Origin of the sequence: Halomonas sp. GFAJ-1, from assembly GCF_000236625.2 — a bacterium.
GTDB lineage: Bacteria > Pseudomonadota > Gammaproteobacteria > Pseudomonadales > Halomonadaceae > Vreelandella.
Window position 1 is genome coordinate 1 of record NZ_AHBC01000044.1, and the last position, 16940, is coordinate 16940.

General features: G+C 55.4%; 15 protein-coding genes. 2 read left to right on the forward strand and 13 right to left on the reverse strand.

What is annotated here, in order from left to right; all coding sequences use genetic code 11:
* Both MOY_RS13070 and aceF read left to right on the forward strand, forming a co-directional pair.
* Positions 1-376, forward strand: a 376-nt coding sequence (locus tag MOY_RS13070; RefSeq protein WP_139029318.1) for a transketolase-like TK C-terminal-containing protein, incomplete at its 5' end; no start/stop codon positions are given.
* Between the two features lie 57 nt (positions 377-433).
* The gene (aceF, locus tag MOY_RS13075) at positions 434-2137 is read left to right on the forward strand and encodes a dihydrolipoyllysine-residue acetyltransferase (protein WP_009100532.1); all 1704 of its coding nucleotides are present in this window, start codon (positions 434-436) and stop codon (positions 2135-2137) included.
* Between the two features lie 137 nt (positions 2138-2274).
* On the opposite strand, the gene eno is transcribed toward aceF, so the two are convergent.
* The 13 genes from eno to MOY_RS13140 all read right to left on the reverse strand — a co-directional run bounded on the left by eno (position 2275) and on the right by MOY_RS13140 (position 16922).
* Positions 2275-3567 carry a phosphopyruvate hydratase gene (gene eno / locus MOY_RS13080; RefSeq protein ID WP_009100533.1) on the reverse strand — a complete coding sequence of 431 codons (1293 nt, stop codon included), beginning with the start codon at positions 3565-3567 and terminating at the stop codon, positions 2275-2277.
* A 128-nt stretch (positions 3568-3695) separates the two neighbouring features.
* Positions 3696-4424, reverse strand: a complete 729-nt coding sequence (locus MOY_RS13085; RefSeq protein WP_009100537.1) for a GntR family transcriptional regulator — start codon at positions 4422-4424, stop codon at positions 3696-3698.
* Positions 4425-4518: 94 nt separating this feature from the next.
* The gene (gene pyk / locus MOY_RS13090; RefSeq protein WP_009100539.1) at positions 4519-5994 is read right to left on the reverse strand and encodes a pyruvate kinase; all 1476 of its coding nucleotides are present in this window, start codon (positions 5992-5994) and stop codon (positions 4519-4521) included.
* Positions 5991-7319 (reverse strand): glycerate kinase type-2 family protein, encoded by a 1329-nt coding sequence (locus MOY_RS13095; protein ID WP_009100541.1) that lies wholly within the window; start codon positions 7317-7319, stop codon positions 5991-5993. The genes pyk and MOY_RS13095 overlap by 4 nt, the downstream gene beginning before the upstream one ends.
* Before the next feature lie 177 nt (positions 7320-7496).
* On the reverse strand, positions 7497-8384 hold the full coding sequence (locus tag MOY_RS13100) for a 2-hydroxy-3-oxopropionate reductase (protein ID WP_328287043.1): 888 nt from the start codon (positions 8382-8384) through the stop codon (positions 7497-7499).
* 103 nt (positions 8385-8487) lie between these two features.
* The gene (gene hyi / locus MOY_RS13105) at positions 8488-9264 is read right to left on the reverse strand and encodes a hydroxypyruvate isomerase (protein WP_009100547.1); all 777 of its coding nucleotides are present in this window, start codon (positions 9262-9264) and stop codon (positions 8488-8490) included.
* A gap of 86 nt (positions 9265-9350) precedes the next feature.
* The gene (gcl, locus tag MOY_RS13110; RefSeq protein WP_009100549.1) at positions 9351-11138 is read right to left on the reverse strand and encodes a glyoxylate carboligase; all 1788 of its coding nucleotides are present in this window, start codon (positions 11136-11138) and stop codon (positions 9351-9353) included.
* A gap of 343 nt (positions 11139-11481) precedes the next feature.
* On the reverse strand, positions 11482-11970 hold the full coding sequence (locus MOY_RS13115; RefSeq protein WP_009100551.1) for an ureidoglycolate lyase: 489 nt from the start codon (positions 11968-11970) through the stop codon (positions 11482-11484).
* 44 nt (positions 11971-12014) lie between these two features.
* On the reverse strand, positions 12015-12851 hold the full coding sequence (locus MOY_RS13120; RefSeq protein ID WP_009100553.1) for a bifunctional allantoicase/(S)-ureidoglycine aminohydrolase: 837 nt from the start codon (positions 12849-12851) through the stop codon (positions 12015-12017).
* Between the two features lie 50 nt (positions 12852-12901).
* Positions 12902-13678 (reverse strand): IclR family transcriptional regulator, encoded by a 777-nt coding sequence (locus MOY_RS13125; protein WP_009100555.1) that lies wholly within the window; start codon positions 13676-13678, stop codon positions 12902-12904.
* 3 nt (positions 13679-13681) lie between these two features.
* Positions 13682-14632, reverse strand: a complete 951-nt coding sequence (gene puuE, locus MOY_RS13130; RefSeq protein WP_009100556.1) for an allantoinase PuuE — start codon at positions 14630-14632, stop codon at positions 13682-13684.
* 161 nt (positions 14633-14793) lie between these two features.
* The gene (locus MOY_RS13135; protein ID WP_035540750.1) at positions 14794-15510 is read right to left on the reverse strand and encodes a GntR family transcriptional regulator; all 717 of its coding nucleotides are present in this window, start codon (positions 15508-15510) and stop codon (positions 14794-14796) included.
* A gap of 203 nt (positions 15511-15713) precedes the next feature.
* On the reverse strand, positions 15714-16922 hold the full coding sequence (locus tag MOY_RS13140) for a urate hydroxylase PuuD (protein ID WP_009100560.1): 1209 nt from the start codon (positions 16920-16922) through the stop codon (positions 15714-15716).
* Positions 16923-16940: the final 18 nt, after the last annotated feature.

The window sequence follows — 16940 nt, forward strand, 5'->3', positions numbered from 1 at the left end:
GCTGCGCCGCGAAGCGCTGCTGCTGGAGCGCGAAGCCTTCTTGAACCCCGATGACGAGGCCGCCAAGCCCCACGTCACGAAGTGCCTGGAAGGCCGCGATAGCCCGGTGATTGCCTCCACCGACTACATGAAGCTGTATGCGGATCAAGTGCGCGCTTGGGTACCCAACGACTACACCGTACTGGGAACCGATGGCTTTGGTCGTTCGGATACCCGCGAGAAGCTGCGTTACTTCTTCGAAGTTGACCGCTACTTCGTCACCGTGGCCGCACTGAAGGCGCTGGCCGATCGGGGCGAGCTAGACCGCAAGCACGTCGGCAAGGCGCTGAAGAAGTACGGCATCGATGCCAAAAAGCCCAACCCACTGACCAGCTAAACCGCAGCCCGGCGGGCAGACGCCCGTCGGCTCGACCGATTTGGAAGGAGCGCGACCTTGAGTAGCGAAATCATCAAAGTTCCCGATATCGGTGGGGATACCGATGTCGAAATCATCGAGATTGCGGTGTCAGAAGGCGACGTCATTGAAGCGGAAGACACCCTGATCACTCTGGAATCCGACAAAGCCAGTATGGATGTACCGGCCCCGAAAGGCGGCAAGGTGCTTAAAGTGCTGGTCAAAGAAGGCGATACCGTCTCCGAAGGCGACGACATCGTTGAGCTGGAAGCCGAAAGCAGCAGCGGCGACGCCGGTGAAGAAGACACGCCAGCGAAAGAAGAGGCGCCGAAAGAAGCCTCTAACGAGACACCGCAAGCACCAGCGCCTGCACCCGCAGCCAAGAAAGCCAGCGGCGGCAAGCAGACAGTGGATATTAAAGTACCGGACTTGGGCGGCTCGGACAGCGTCGAGATCATCGAAGTCGCCGTGGGCGAAGGCGATGCGGTCGAAGCCGAAGACACGCTGATTACGCTAGAGTCCGACAAAGCCTCTATGGACGTGCCGAGTCCTTACAGCGGCAAGATCGTGACCTTCACCGTCAAAGAGGGCGACACGGTATCTGAAGGCGACGTCATCGGCCAAATGGAAATTGCCGGTGAAGACGATGCCGACGACAACGCGCCCGCCCAAGCAGACACACCTGCTGCGGCCAGCGAGCCTGCGGAAGAAGCGGCCACGGCACCGCGCGCAACGCCGCCTGTGACAGAAACCCGAGCAGCGTCACCCGCTGGAACGCCCAGCCCTGAAGCGCAAATGGCGTCTCACAAGCCTCGCGATGGCAAGCTGATTCATGCTGGCCCTGCGGTGCGTATGCTGGCCCGCGAGCTAAGCGTTGACCTTGGTTTTGTTACACCTACTGGCCCAAGAGGGCGCGTACTCAAAGAGGACGTGCAGGCCTACGTGAAGCAAGCGATTGCTAACCAAGGCAACGCGTCGGCAGCAGCTCCAGCAGCCACCGGCGGCGCGGGCATTCCCGCCGTTCCAGAGGTCGACTTCAGCCAGTTTGGCGACGTGGAAGAGAAGCCGATGGGTCGCTTGCTGAAAGCGGGCGCTACCAACCTGCACCGCAGCTGGCTCAATGTGCCCCACGTCACCCAGTTTGATGAAGCCGACATTACAGAGCTTGAAGCCTTCCGCAAAGCCATGAAGGCGGAAGTAGAAGCCGAAGGTGCCAAGCTAACGCCGCTGCCGTTTATGGTCAAAGCCTGTGCTTTTGCACTGCGTAAGTTCCCCCAGTTTAACGTCAGCTTGAAGGGTGACGGTGAAACCCTGGTGTGGAAAAACTACGTGCATATCGGCATCGCGGTGGATACGCCGGACGGCCTGATGGTGCCCGTAGTACGCAACGCCGATAAAAAATCCTTGGTTGAGATTGCTAAGAAGATGGCGGAGCTAGGCAAGAAGGCGCAAACCAAGAAGCTCAAGCGTGACGATATGACCGGTGGCTGCTTCACTATTTCGAGCCTAGGCTCGATTGGTGGCACGGCATTTACACCGATTGTTAATGCGCCGGAAGTAGCCATCTTAGGCGTGTCGAAAGCGCAGATGAAACCGGTCTGGGATGGCAGCACCTTCCAGCCGCGTTTAATGATGCCGCTGTCGCTCTCCTACGATCACCGGGCCATTAACGGTGCGGATGCGGCGCGCTTTACCGCCTTCCTAGCGGATGTGTTAACCGACATTCGGCGGTTGTTGTTATAACAGCTGCTGTAACAGTTGTTGTAACAGATGCTGTAACAGCGTTCATAACGCACAAAAACACTAACGGCGCCTATAGGCGCCGTTAGTGTTTTAACATTAGTATTCAAACGTAAGGGTTTAAACAACTCAACGTCACGTTACTGGCGTTTGATCGCTTTTATTCCAGGGTACGTAACCTGCCCTTCAAGCTCAGCTTCAATCACCAGCAAGCGGTTGTACTTAGCCACTCGGTCGGAACGGCAAAGCGAGCCGGTTTTAATTTGCCCGGCACAGGTGCCTACGGCCAGGTCAGCAATAGTGGTGTCTTCGGTTTCCCCGGAGCGGTGTGAAATCACGGCGGTAAAACCAGCCTCCTGCGCCATGCGAATAGCATCCAGCGTTTCACTCAGCGAGCCGATCTGGTTGAACTTGATCAAGATCGAATTGCCAATTTGCTCATCAATACCGTGTTTGAGCAGCTTGGTGTTCGTCACGAACAGATCATCGCCGACTAATTGAACACGATCGCCCAGCTTATCCGTCAGTGCTTTCCAAGCCGGCCAGTCAGACTCGTGCATCCCATCCTCAATCGAAACGATGGGGTAGTCATCGCATAGGCGAGCAAGATAGTCGATGAAACCAGCGGCATCGTACGACGCTCCTTCCCCAGCCAACACGTACTGGCCATCTTTGTAGAATTCGCTAGAAGCGCAGTCCAGCGCCAGGGTCACATCGCGCCCCAGGGTGTAGCCAGCGTCTTCTACCGCTTGCTTGATGACTGCCAGGGCCTCGGCGTTGGATGCAAGATTAGGGGCAAAGCCACCTTCGTCGCCCACCGAAGTGGAGAAACCGCGAGTAGAAAGCACGTGCTTCAAAGTATGGAAGATTTCCGCCCCCATACGCAGCCCTTCACGGAAACTTGTCGCACCTACTGGCTGCACCATGAACTCCTGAATATCCACATTGTTGTCGGCATGTTCGCCGCCATTCAAGATATTCATCATCGGCACAGGCATCAGGAACTGCCCGGGCTGACCATAGAGCTCAGCGATATGCGCATACAGCGGCATTTGCTTCGCTTGCGCGGCCGCTTTAGCCGCGGCCAGTGAGACCGCCAGGATCGCGTTAGCGCCCAGCTTCGCTTTATTCGTCGTACCATCCAGCGCCACCATGGCGTTATCAAGGCTGCGCTGATCGCCTGCATCTGCGCCTAGCAGGCAGTCACGAATCGGGCCGTTAATCGCCTCGACGGCTTTGAGCACCCCCTTTCCCAGGTAGCGTGCCTTGTCGCCGTCGCGCAACTCCAAAGCCTCACCTGAACCGGTCGACGCGCCGCTAGGCGCAAAGGCCTCGCCGACGATGCCGTTTTCCAAGCTGACTTGCGCCATGACAGTGGGGTTACCGCGAGAATCCAATACTTCCAGTGCTGATACGTTAACAATGTTGAGCATTACGTGCCTTACTTGTTGTTATTTCATTAAATACAGTGCGTTATTAACGCATGGCGTCAATAAGCCTAACGTCAAACCTGGAGAGTCGTTAATCATAGGTCGCTAATAAAGTGGCGACAAGGTAGGGGTTAAGCCTGCACTAATTTGCCACCCAAAATAGCCTTTAAGTCGGTCTCTGCTCCTCGTGGGGAGAGGTCCAACAGGGCTTCTAAACTGTGCAAGTGGTCATGCACGCACTGCCTGGCCCCTTCAGCATCACCCTTAGCCAAATGCACCATTAGCGTTGCATGGTCGCCTTCTAAGTAGCACGAAGCCAACGTTGGCCGCTTGTATAAAGCGATCACAATAGACGTGCGTAAAATCAGGTCGGTGAGCATAGTGCCGAGAATGCGATTGGAAGCGTGCTCAGCCAGCAGATGGTGAATGGTTAGCGAATGTTCAATGCGCGCTGGCTCGTCTTGTCTGGCATAGGCCTGCTGTTCATCCTCCACTTGCGCGTTCAGTGTCGCCAAAGTGTCGGTGCCAAGCTTCCCAGCCAGCAGGGCCACTATCTCACCCTCAATTAACCGACGCGCTGAAAACGTCTCCCGCGTCTCTTCAACAGTGGGCGCACGCACACGCGCCACTTGATTAGGGCGTTGATTGATGACGTGCTCTGCCGCCAGCCGTGTGAGCGCCTTGCGCACGACCGAGCGGCTGACGCCGAACACTTCGCCCAGGGTGATTTCTGGCAATTTAGTATTCGGCGGCAGGCGCTGCATCAGTACCGCGTTACGGATATGCTCAACGATCGTTTGATCGTTATACCCACCTCGTTTGGAAGTGTTCAAAGGTTGTTTGTGCCAGCCGAGGCTCATGTTGCCTATCTCCAGGTGATCCTCATTCAACGTTCGCATTGTTACCTCGGCCACTATACCAGCACACTGTTTTAGCTTCCTAAAAACGCGTTTCTTAGCCGCGCTGGTGCTTAGCTTTTACATCCAAAATCTTCAGGGTATTTGTGCCGCCATGGGCATTCATGTGGTCACCACGGGTAAGAATAACGTGGTCATCCGGGGCCGCTATGCCGTGGGCCACCAGTACCTCCAGCGCCCGGTCGTTAAGCTCTTCCGCCTTCATCTCGCTGGTATCAAACGCTAGCGAGACAACGCCACGGTATAGCGCCATACGCCGCTGGGCAATCTCGCTATGCGCCAGGCCTACGATGGGCAGCCCAGAGTGGATGCGCGAGGCAATCAGTGCCGTGAAACCACTCGACGTCATACAGGCAATGGCAGCCACGCCTTCCAGATGGTTGGCGGCATACATGGCAGAGAGCGCCACGGTTTCGTCGATTTTTGAGAACCCCTGGTGAATGCGATGACCTGACTCTTGAGCACTACGCTCGCGCTCGGCTCCCAAACATACTCGGTTCATGGCTTCAATGGTTTCGACAGGGAAGTCACCCGCGGCCGTTTCAGCCGAGAGCATCACCGCGTCGGTGCCGTCCAGCACCGCATTCGCCACATCAAACACCTCGGCCCTAGTGGGCAGCGGTGAACTGATCATCGTCTCCATCATCTGGGTAGCGGTAATCACGGCACGGTTAAGGCTGCGTGCGCGCTTGATTAAGCGTTTTTGTACGCCAATCAGCTGTGCATCGCCAATCTCTACCCCTAGGTCGCCCCGGGCCACCATCACAGCTTCAGACGCGCTGATAATACCGTCTAAAGTGGCATCATCAGCCACCGCTTCAGCACGCTCGACCTTGGCGATCAGGCCAATTTCCTTGCCTGCCTCGCCCAGCAGCTCACGCGCTTCCTGCATATCTGCGGCACTGCGTGGGAAAGAGACTGCTAAATAGTCCACGCCAATCTCAATGGCGGTCTTGAGATCTTCTTTATCCTTGTCGGTGAGGGCAGCTGCCGATAATCCGCCGCCTTGCTTGTTAATGCCTTTATTGTTGGAGAGCTTGCCGCCGACAATCACGCGGGTGTGGACTTCTTTACCCCGAATGGCGCTAACCTCAAGCACCAGACGGCCATCGTCTAGCAGCAGGCGATCACCGACACTGACATCATCCGCCAGCGTCTTATAGTCACAGCCAACCCGGGTGGCATCCCCTGCCTCGCCATCCAGTAGCATGTCGAGTACGAAGGTTTGTCCTTCTTCAAGTATCACGGCACCATCTTTGAAGCGCGCGATACGAATTTTGGGGCCTTGCAAATCGGCAAGCGCAGCGACGCTTTTGCCTAAGCGCTGGGCAATCTCACGTACTTCACTTAGGCGACGACGATGGTCATCCGCCGACCCATGAGAGAAATTGAGCCGAACAACATCCACGCCTGCCCGCAACATCGCTTCCAATACGCCTTGACGGTCGCTAGCGGGGCCTAACGTAGCCACAATTTTTGTGCGGCGAATGGGGGTATACGCGGTAGGTTTCATGGCTGCCTCGGGAGAATAAGAATGGCTCGAAAATCATTGACGTTCGTGCGGGTTGGCCCAGTCACGATCAGGTCGTCAAGCGCATCGAAAAAGCTGTAGGCATCATTGCGAGCCAGGTAGTCCCGCGCTGACAGCTGTAAAGACTCGGCGCGTTTCCAGCACTCAGGGCCGATTAACGCACCGGCGTTATCCTCCGACCCGTCAATGCCATCGGTGTCGATGGCCAGAGCGTAAATGCCCTCTGCGCCTTTGAGGCTATCGAACAGCCCCAGTAGATACTCGACGTTACGCCCACCACGTCCGTCGCCTTTTACGGTAACGCTGGTCTCGCCACCGGAGAGCACCAACAAGGGGCGGGTAATTTCATCTTGCAGCTTGAACGCCATGCGCGCTTGAGCGGTGCCTAAATCGCGCGCCTCGCCCTCTAAATCATCGCCCAATACACGAACATCTATGCCGTCTTCTCCGGCGCCCACTTCCGCGCTGCGCCGGGCAGCATCAAGCGCATCATAGGCGCGGGCGAGGATGATGTGTTGGTCGCGGGCAAACTCAGGGCTATCGGGTTGTGGCGCGTCGTGGTCAGCCAGCAGGTGCTCGCGCACGTTAGCGGGCACGTCGATCTGGTGGCGCTCAAGAATTGTTAGCGCATCACGTGGCGTAGAGTTATCAGGCAGCGTAGGGCCAGAGGCAATTAACGACGCTTCATCGCCCGGCACATCGGAAATCAGGTACGTCACTACGCGAGCGGGGTGTGCACAGGCCGCTAAACGGCCGCCTTTAATCGCGGATAGATGACGACGCACCGTATTAATTTCACGAATCGTCGCACCGCAGCGCAGCAGCGTTTTGTTCAGGGCTTGCTTATCTTTCAGGCTAATCCCCTCAGCAGGCAGCGACATAAGCGCAGAACCACCACCGGAAATTAACGCAATGACCAGGTCATCTTCACCCAGGTCTTTGACCGCTTCCAACATACGTTTTGCGGCCTGCTCACCCAGTGCATCGGGCATGGGGTGAGACGCTTCCAGTACTTCAATGTGTTGGCAAGCGGCACCGTGCTGATAGCGGGTAACCACCAAGCCTTCCAAGTCAGTTGACTCACCAGAGGACTGCGACGCCCATGCCAGCTCCAACGCACGCGCCATCGCTGCGGCGGCCTTACCAGCACCCACAACAACGGTGCGGCCAGCAGGCTTTTCAGGTAGTTGGTCGGGTAGCAGGCTGTCGGGATGAACCGCAGCGATCGCCTTTTCGGCTAAACGCATCAGCCACTGGCGTGAGTCTTCTTCACTGGTAAAAGGGGCTAAGCGAAAAGGGGCATTCATCGGCAGACTCCTCAGGCAAGAGCCAGGGCAAAGAAGAAAAATAAGGGGAAAAAGCCGGTGGCAGCGAAATGGCAAAAAGGGGGAACTGCCACCGGATAAAAACCAATGTCTCACATGCAATTACAGCGGTGGGCCATGAACCAAAGCCCACCGTTACTCACTAATGCCGATTAAGAGTTACTCGCCCACCTCGTGATCTGCCAATTTTTCCAGCGCACGTAGAATGCCCGCGTGATCCCAGTCCGCGCCGCCGTTAGCAGCGCACGCTTGGAATAGCTGCTGCGCATTGGCGGTACCTGGCAGAGAAAGGTTCAGGCTACGAGCGCCTTCCAGTGCGAGGTTAAGGTCTTTCTGATGCAGGCGAATACGGAAGCCCGGATCAAAGGTACGCTTGATCATGCGCTCGCCATGGACATCAAGAATCTTCGACTGAGCAAGGCCGCCCAGCAGCGATTCACGCACTTTAACCACATCAGCACCGGCTTTAGAGGCAAATAGCAGCCCTTCAGCAACGGCTTCGATGGTCAGTGCCACCACGATCTGGTTGGCGACTTTACAGGTCTGACCTGCACCGTGACCGCCAATGTGGGTAATCGTCTTGCCAACCACTTCAAGCAGCGGTGTCGCACGCTTAAAGCCTTCATCAGTCGCGCCGACCATAATAGTGAGTGCAGCATTGATAGCCCCACCTTCACCACCAGATACCGGGGCATCTACATACTCACCGCCCGCGTCGGTAATACGCTTGGCAAACGCCTGAGTTTGCATCGGCGCGATGGAGCTCATGTCGATCACCAACGTGCCCGGCTTGAGACCTTCAATAACGCCGCCTTCACCGAACAGCACGGTTTCAACGTCAGAGGTGTCTGGCACCATGGTGATAATCACATCAGCAGCCTGGGCAACCTCTTTGGGGCTGGCTACTTCTTGCATGCCTTTTTCCGCAAGGCCTGCATCCAGCGTACCGCGCTTCACGGTCACCAAGGAGAGGCCCGCGTCAAGCAGGTGGCCAGCCATCGGGCGACCCATAATGCCTAAACCAATAAAACCGATCTTGCTCATGATGTTGCTCCTTCCAATTAATTCACCAAACGTGGGTTCAGCACACACGCGGCAGTACTCACCCGTTTGCCGTTAGCCCGCTTGGAACCTATAGATGCGGTTGGCCTTAACGTGCACTATCCAACCAGCCCAGCCCTTGCGTCGTTCCCGCTTTGGGCTTGTATTCGCAGCCAATCCAGCCGTCGTAACCCAGGCGCTCAAGGTGCGCAAAAAGGAAGGGATAATTGATTTCGCCGGTACCCGGCTCATGACGCCCTGGGTTATCCGCCAACTGCACGTGGGCAATACGCGCCAGATGCTTTTCGATGGTGGGGGCTAGATCCCCTTCCATGATTTGCATGTGGTAGATGTCGTATTGCAGTTTCAGGTTGTCGCTGCCCACTTCATCAAACAGGGCCAGGGCCTGCTCTGTGCGATTGAGGAAAAACCCCGGAATATCGCGGGTGTTAATCGGCTCTGCGATCAGCAGGATGCCCGCCGCTTTAAGCTTTTCAGCCGCAAAGCGCAGGTTCTCAACTACCGTTTTGTGGGCTTCGTCGTCACTGACGCCGTCCGGCTTAATACCCACCAAACAGTTGACTTGGGTGTTACCCAGCACCTTCGCGTACTCAATGGCCTTATCTACACCGGCGCGAAACTCCTCAACGCGGTTTGGGTGGCAGGCAATACCCCGCTCCCCGGCACCCCAGTCACCGGCAGGTAGGTTGAACAGCACTTGGCTCAGGCCATTGGCGCCCAGGCGCTGTTTGATGTCCGCTGCCGGGTAATCATAGGGAAAAAGGTATTCGACACCTTTGAAGCCAGCGTCGGCAGCGGCTTTAAAACGATCGAGGAAATCCACTTCGGTGAACAACATGCTGAGATTTGCAGCAAACTTGGACATGCAGGTCTCCTTACTTGTTATGCAGGACTAGCGAACGGGAGGGGCGATAAACCCTGGCGTTGACTACGTCGCGGCCAGGGCATCCTTTAGGTCAAGCTAGCAATAGAGCTCGGTGCATCGGCAACGTTTTCAGCCAGCTCTTCAAACTCATTAACCCCATCAAGATCGGTACCCATTGAGATGTTGGTCACACGCTCAAGGATGATCTCTACAACTACTGGCACGCGGTGTTCACGCATCAGCTCACGGGCTTTCTCAAGCGTGGGGGCAATATCCTCAGGCTTGAACACACGCAGTGCTTTACAGCCCAGCCCTTCAACAACCGACACATGGTCGACGCCGTACTCAGCGAGTGCCGCTTCTTCATCGGTGTAGTTGATATTCTTAAACGACAGCTGAACGCAGTAATCCATGTCAAAACCGCGCTGGGCTTGGCGAATCAAGCCAAGGTAGGAGTTATTCACCAGCACATGGATATAGGGCAGATTAAACTGTGCGCCTACCGCCAGCTCTTCGATCATGAACTGGAAGTCATAATCACCAGAAAGACCCACCACTTCAGCCGTAGGGTCTGCGCGGCAAACCCCTAGCGCGGCGGGTACTGTCCAGCCTAACGGGCCGGCCTGACCGCAGTTGATCCAGTGGCGCGGCTTGTAGACGTGCAGGAACTGAGCACCGGCAATTTGCGACAACCCGATCGTGCTGATGTAGCGTGCGTTTTTGCCGAATACTTTGTTCATCTCTTCGTAAACACGCTGGGGCTTCACCGGCACGTTATCGAAGTGGGTTTTACGCAGCAGCGTACGCTTACGCTCCTGGCACTCTTCGGCCCAAGCGCTGCGGTTCTTAAGCTTACCGGCAGCCTTCATTTCGCGAGCGACTTCCAGGAACAGCTCAAGCGCCAGCTTGGCATCAGAAACAATGCCGTAATCAGGCCCAAAGATACGCCCTATCTGGGTCGGCTCAACATCAACGTGTACAAACTTTCTGTCTTTGGTATACGTTTCAACATTGCCAGTGTGGCGGTTAGCCCAGCGGTTACCAATACCCATCACGAAATCAGAGGCGAGCATGGTGGCGTTGCCATAGCGATGAGAGGTCTGTAGGCCCACCATACCCGCCATCAACGGATGGTCATCGGGAATCGTGCCCCAGCCCATCAGCGTCGGAATAACCGGCACGCCAGTCAGCTCAGCAAACGCCACCAGCTGCTCGGAGGCATCCGCATTGATGATGCCGCCACCCGCTACCAACAGCGGTTTTTCGGCTTCGTTGAGCATCGTCAGCGCTTTTTCAATCTGGGCACGCGACGCTGACGGCTTGTAGGCCGGAAGCGATTCGTAGGTGTCCGGATCGAACTCGATTTCACTCATCTGAACGTCAATCGGCAGATCAATAAGCACCGGGCCCGGGCGGCTGGAACGCATCAGCTGGAAGGCTTTCTGGAACGCCCGCGGCACTTGGGCAGGTTCCATCACCGTCACGGCCCATTTGGTCACGGGACCGGCAATTGCCTGAATGTCGACGGCCTGGAAATCTTCTTTATGCATCTTGGCACGGGGTGCTTGACCCGTGATGCATAAAATAGGGATGGAGTCGGCGCTGGCGGAATAGAGACCGGTAATCATGTCGGTGCCCGCAGGACCTGACGTACCGATACATACCCCAATATTGCCTGCGATGGTGCGGGTATACCCTTCAGCCATGTGCGACGCGCCTTCTACGTGCCGAGCCAGCACGTGGTCAACGCCACCTACTTTACGCATTGCTGCGTAAAAGGGATTGATCGCGGCGCCCGGAACACCAAAGGCGACATCAACGCCTTCTTTTTTCAGGACATGAATGGCGGCTTCTGCAGCTGTCATTTTAGCCATTACAACTTCTCCTCAACAATTGAATACTGTTTTTGTAAACATTTTTTTGTATTCATTTTAGTATTTATTCTTGTATCCAAAGTATGCGCCCAACGAATCACTGTCAATAATTCATGGAAAATATTTCCATATAATTATCGACTCCGGATTAAACCGACACTAAATCAAAAATTTAGAGGGGTTCGTTAGTAGGGAAATAGAAATAAAGAAGAGGAAATCGGCCAGCCGGGACCGTCAGGCACGCCGAAAGGACCGGCAGCGTCGCTACCAGTCCGTATACAATTTGCATTGATAAGTGCCGCTACATACGCGGTTTACAAACGCGGTTTAAGAAATCAAGGGCTTATTCGATCTCTACCTTGATGGCCAGCGGATATTCCAGGCAGTTGTTCCCTTCCCCGCCGCGGTCTACCACCAGAAAGCGCCCTTCTCGCTCGAGTACCGATTGAATCGCATGCCACGTACCGGCGTGGTAGTTAACGCCTTGATGGCCATCGGTCACAAACGCGCGAACATCTTGGCTATCAATCTTTTCGCCCTTGGGCGCCACCACCACGATAAAGCGCTCTTCATACAGCGGCATAAAGGCTTGGCTGCCGAGCGGGTGGCATTCGAGAAAGTCTAGCGCCAGGGGTATCTCAACCGGCTGACTCACAAAGATATTGATCAGCGCTCGGGCGTCTTCACCCAAGGTTTCTACCCGCGCTAGGTCGTGATAACGCCGCGTGCGCCCGGCATTGATAGGAAAGTAATCCGCCGTACGCGTATCAATCACGTCACCAAAGGGCGCAAAGGCTTCGGGTGTTAAAGGCTGTGCTTTTAATTCCAGCATTGCTGGCTCCTAAGTGTGTATCAACCGCACTGTTATTTAACGCCTTAGCGCGGGCCAACGCCGCCTAATTTCATGTGGCGATTAACGTCTTTATAAAGTAAATAGCGGAACGGCCCTGGGCCACCGGCGTAGCACGCCTGGGGGCAGAAGGCACGCAGCCACATAAAGTCGCCGGCCTCAACCTCTACCCAGTTCTGGTTCAGGTGATAGACCGCCTTCCCTTCTAGCACGTAAAGCCCATGCTCCATGACGTGTGTTTCATCGAAGGGAATCACTGCGCCGGGCTGGAAGGTCACGATATTGACGTGCATGTCATGGCGAATGTCTGCGGGGTCGACAAAGCGCGTGGTGACCCACTTTTCATCAGTGCCCGGCATCGCCGTTGGCTCGATATCGTTCTCATTGGTGACGAAAGGCGCTGGCACCTCGATGCCTTCAACCTGCTCGTAGGCTTTGCGCACCCAGTGAAAGCGCACCGGCGCGTCAGACGTGTTATGCGCTTCCCAGCGGGTACCCGGGGGTAAAAAGGCATAACCACCGGGCTGCATCACGTGCTTCTCGCCTTTCAAGGTAAGCGTTAACTCCCCTTCAACGATGAACAGCACGCCCTCCGCTGCGGGGTCGGGCTCTGGCTTTTCACTGCCGCCACCGGGGGAGACTTCCATAATGTATTGGGAGAACGTTTCGGCAAACCCCGACAGTGGCCGTGACAACACCCACAGGCGCGTTTTATCCCAAAAAGGGAGGTTGCTGGTCACGATGTCGCGCATGACCCCTTTGGGTATCACTGCGTAGGCTTCAGTAAATACGGCGCGGTCCGACAGCAATTGTGTTTGTGCCGGATGCCCCCCTTGCGGAGCGTAGTAGTTGCGCTTGGTCATTGTCTTTCCTTTTGTCATTAATATATTGCTATGGCATCCACTCAGTCGGCTTAACCGTGGCCTAGCATGCTTGAAATATTCGCTGCGGCCTCAGCCACCCGCTCCTGCAGCTGACCGTGGGCATCTTCGGGAATCTCGTGCACCGGCACCATAATGCTGACAACGCCCTCCATCGCCCCGTCTTGGTTATAGAGCGGATAGACAATCGAAGAGATACCAAAATGAAAATAAGAGTCAGCGATGACATAGCCTCGGCGGCGGTCTTCTTGCACTAGCTCCCACAACGCATCACGATTCGCTGGCGTGCCTGGCTTGTTGTCTAGCAACTCACCGGAGGGATAAAGCGTCTCAAACTCTTCATAGGAGAGTTCGGCCAATAACATCCGCCCCAACCCTGTACGGTGTAGAGGTAAACGCGTGCCAACACTCACGCGGCGGACGGTAGCGTTTGTTGCCCCCACCCGCGCGACATAGACAGCGTCGCGGCCATCGCGAATCGCGATATGACTTGAGCAACCGGTGACTTCGCACAGCGCCTCTATCACCGGCTGCCCCACTTGAACGACATCCAGCGACGCCACGTACTCAAAGCCTAAACGCAGCACGTTGACGCCTAATGAGTACAGCCCCGTGACCGGGTGATGGCGCAAAAAGCCCATGTGCTCTAGCGTTTGTACCGTTCGGTAGGTGGTTGACTGGGGAAAACCGACGCGCTTAACGATTTCGCCAAAACTCATCTCACGATGATGACGGTTTAACTCCATCAAAATCATCAGCCCCCGCTCAAGCGCGGGAATCAGCCGCTGCTGCTCGTCCTTGACCCTCATGGCTCACCTGCTCTCTTCAGAACGAGCTGCAAAACGGGCAGGATGGTGCTCGGCCCAATGGCGCGCAATATCCACGCGCCGAGTCACCCAGACACGGTCATGGGCTTCAATGTGGTCAAGAAAACGCTGCAACGCGCGAAAACGCCCGGGGCGGCCAATCAAACGGCAGTGCAGGCCAATAGAGAGCATTTTTGGCGCGTCATCACCTTCGGCATATAAGACATCAAAGGCGTCACGCAGATACGTAAAGAAGTGGTCTGCGGTATTAAAACCTTGTGGAGAGGCGAAGCGCATATCGTTGGAGTCCAACGTATAAGGCACCACTAAATGAGTGTGGGTATCACCCTGACTATCCTGCTCCCGCGTCCAGAAAGGTAGATCATCACCGTAATAGTCGCTGTCATACAGGAAGCCGCCTTGATCGAGTACTAAGCGACGCGTATTGGGGCTATCACGGCCGGTATACCAACCCAGCGGTTTTTCACCGTAAAGGTTCTGGAACACTTCAATAGCGCGCTGCATATGCTCGCGCTCTACCGCTTCTGGCACTTCTTGATAGTTAATCCAGCGGTAGCCATGGCAGGCGATCTCGTGGCCCAGCTCTTTGAACGCATGGGCAACCTCGGGGTGACGCTCCAGCGCCATGGCTACACCGAAAACCGTCAGGGGCAGATTGCGACGTTCAAACTCACGCAAGATGCGCCACACACCGCTGCGCGAACCGTACTCATAGATCGACTCCATGCTAAGGTGACGATCTGGGAAGGCAGGAGCGCCCAGTATTTCAGAAAGGAACTGCTCGGAGCCAGCATCACCGTGCAGTACTGAATTCTCTCCACCCTCTTCATAATTCAGCACAAATTGAACGGCAATTTTCGCCTTGCCGGGCCAGTTAGCATGAGGAGGATTGCGGCCGTAGCCGACCAGATCACGAGGGTAATCAGGCGAATACATGATGTAAGTCCCTTGTTGAAGACAGCATGCCGGTAAGAAACCCGAACATTACCAATATTTTTGTATACAACAACAAGATAAACTGTACTCATATTTAGCGCAAGTGCTTAGCTGAACCTCCTTCACCGCCGCTATTATTCACCACTGCTACGCTCATTTTATTAAGACGTTATGCCAAATATTTGGTGTAGGTCGGGGGCAAACGCCTCCTCCTCTAGAAAAGAGAGCGATGACTCGATTTCATTCAAATGATGCAGCATAAACGCTTTGGCTTTTTCACCCTCGCCTGCGGCTAAATAGTCAATCAGGTCATCATGGTCATGCGATTCACAGCCCAGGTGCCCTTTACTTCCGTACACCGCAAGAATTAAGGAGGAGCGCGAACAGAGCTGGCTAACGAAGGCGGCCAAGGTGGCATTACCCGACAGTTGCGCCAAGCGCTCATGAAAGGCGGCTGACAGTTTGATCGCGGTACTCTGCTCACCGGCTCTCAGTGCTTTATGCTCTCGCTTGGCCATGTCGCGCAGTTCAAGTACATCTTGTGGCGTAATATGCAGCGCTGTCTCAGGCATCAAACCGCACTCCACCATCTTGCGGGCTGCAAATACATCGCGCGCTTCTGCGGCCGTGGGCCGCGTCACGCTAGCCCCGCGTCTCGGAGTAATCGTCACCAGCTGCTCCATCGCCAAACGCTGCAAAATTTTGCGTATCCCCGTTCGGCTGACATTAAACACTTCCGTTAAAGCGTCTTCGCGCAACCTGGCGCCCGGGTGGAGCTGCTGCTTGATAATCGCATCGCTAATCGCCTGATAGATAACCTCGTGGCGCTCGGCGCCATCTCCGTTTTTACCTAAGCGTTTGGAATTCGGCTTCTTTATGCCACTGAAACTCACTTCTTGCTCCACGATAGATACACCTTGTATGCCTAATCTAACCACTATTGTATACGTATTCAGGAATGACTTTCATCGCACGAAGCATAATCGTAAAAGCAGCTCGTAAAAACAGCCCATAAAAAAGCCCACAGTCCGCCATACGGCAGGCTGTGGGCGTCGCTACAGCAACACATTACATCAGATGACTACTCCGACCAGGCTTGAATCACCGCCCGCTCTTCGTCCGTCATATTGGTCATGTTGCCCAGCGGCATGTAGCCACTCTGCACCACTTGCTGCGTGCGCTCTTTCTGCAGCAGGATTTGCTCCACACTGTCATACATTACTCCGGCAGGTGGGGCTGAGAAGCCAGGCTGCGTGGGTGACTGCGCATGGCAGGCTACACAGTGCTGGTTAATCAGCGCCGTTACCTCGGTGATATCTGGACCATCACCCTCTATTTGTTGCGCGCTAGAAGAGGCTGTTTGAGACGGCATCGCCACCCAAAAGGCAACGGCAATCAGTGCAACACCTACCGCCGGATAAGCAGGCTGTATCTTACCCTGATGCATGAGGACGAAGTATTGACGAATCAACGCACCCGCAAAGATAAACAGCACCATCAGCACCCAAGCATACTCATGGGTGTAAGCAAACGAGTAGTGGTTGCTGATCATCAGCAGCACCACGGGCAGGGTAAAGTACGTATTATGAACGGAACGCTGCTTACCGCGCTTACCGTCAAGTGGGTTCGGTGCTTCGCCAGCCTTCATCGCTTTTACCATGCGGCGCTGGCCAGGGATGATCCAAAAGAAGACGTTCGCCGACATCGCGGTGGCCATGACCGCACCGGTCAGCAGGAAAGCCGCGCGGCCTGAGAACATCTGGGTACTCAAGTAGGCGACCACGACCATCATGACCGCCACACCGACACTTAACAGACCATCACGCTCCATGTTCGGGCTGATGCGCTTACACATCTCGTTATAAACTACCCAGCCCCCTAACAAAAATGCTAGTGCCAGTAGGTTTGCTTCCCAGCCAGCCAAATTGGCGGCCCACTCCCAGTTAGCGTTGGGGTTGACCAGGTAGAAGCTTGGGTTCGCCATATACAAGATAATGAACAGGGCAAAGCCGGAGAGCCAGGTGGTGTAAGCTTTCCAGAACGACCAGTGCAAGTCATCCGGCAGTTTGGCCGGCGCCGTGGCGTACTTTTGGTTATGGTAGAAGCCACCACCATGTACGGCCCACATCTCACCAAACACGCCTTTCTCACGATCTTCGGCAGCCTTGGGCTTCCTCAGACCGTTATCCAGCATTACAAAGTAGATAGACTCGCCTATCCAGGCGATTGCAGCGATGACGTGCAGCCAGCGCAGCATAAAGTTTGCAAATTCAACTAGGTAGGCCTGCATCGGGGTTTCCTCGCCTCG